The 1209-nt window shown below is 47.4% G+C and carries 1 pseudogene; it reads left to right on the top strand.

Annotated elements, in window-relative coordinates:
• Positions 1–1209, top strand: a pseudogene (locus tag ACG59Z_RS18730) (hypothetical protein); the annotation flags it as partial.

The following is a 1209-nucleotide window of genomic DNA, read 5'->3' as shown; positions in this document are numbered from 1 at the left end:
CACCGACCTATACTGTGAATGGCAACAACGTGAATAACGTGGGCGATGCGATCACTGCACTGGACAAAGGCTGGACTTTACAAAGCAATGGTACCAATGCGGCTGCAGTAAAAGCTGGTGATACGGTTGATATTGGTACGGTTGCAGGTGAAAACAACCTGAAAGTGACCAAGACTGGCAATACGATTCAGTATGGCTTAAATCGTGATCTGAATATTGACAGTGTAACGGCAGGTGACAGCAAGCTGGATACGAATGGTTTAACCATCACTGGTGGACCAAGTGTGACCAAGACTGGTATTGATGCTGCAGGCAACACAATCAGTAACGTAGCAGCAGGCACCAATGCTACCGATGCAGTAAACAAAGGCCAGCTTGATGCGTTAAGTACGTCAAGCAACAACAAGACCGATGCCTTGGGTAACAGTACAGCTAATAATCTGGGTGGTGGTGCAAGCTATGACAGCACTACAGGTGCAGTAAGCTCACCAACTTATGTCACCACTAAAACTGACGGTACAACAGTTAATGCCAATAATGTCGGTGATGCCTTAACTAACTTGAACAATGAAGTGGTTAAACCGATTACCTTTGCGGGTAACAGTGGCAGTGTTGACCGTAAATTGGGTGAAACCCTGAATATCACAGGTGGCCTGACAGCGTCTGGCTCGAACTCGAATGTTAAAACGGTTATCAGTGGCAATACCGTTGATATTCAACTTGCAGATGCTCCGGTGTTTGCAGGGAAGCTGACAGCGAATGGACTGGATGCAAATGGTGAGAAAGTTACCAATGTCGGTGCGGGCACAGCAGCAACCGATGCAGTAAACAAAGGGCAGCTTGATGCATTAAGCACATCAAGCAACAACAAGACCGATGCCTTGGGCAACAGTACAGCCAATAATCTGGGTGGTGGTGCAAGCTATGACAGCACAACAGGTGCAGTAAGCTCACCGACCTATACTGTGAATGGCAACAACGTCAATAACGTGGGCGATGCGATCACGGCATTAGACAAAGGCTGGACTTTACAAAGCAATGGTACCAATGCGGCTGCAGTAAAAGCTGGTGATACGGTTGATATTGGTACGGTTGCAGGTGAAACGAACCTGAAAGTGACCAAGACCGGCAGTACGATTCAGTATGGCTTAAACCGTGATCTGAATATTGACAGTGTAACGGCAGGGGACAGCAAGCTGGATACGAATG

The sequence above is a fragment of the Acinetobacter sp. ABJ_C1_1 genome (assembly GCF_044684115.1).
Taxonomy (GTDB): Bacteria; Pseudomonadota; Gammaproteobacteria; order Pseudomonadales; family Moraxellaceae; genus Acinetobacter; species Acinetobacter nosocomialis_A.
The sequence above is the reverse complement of the archived record's forward strand: the minus strand, read 5'-3'. Positions and strand labels throughout refer to the sequence as shown.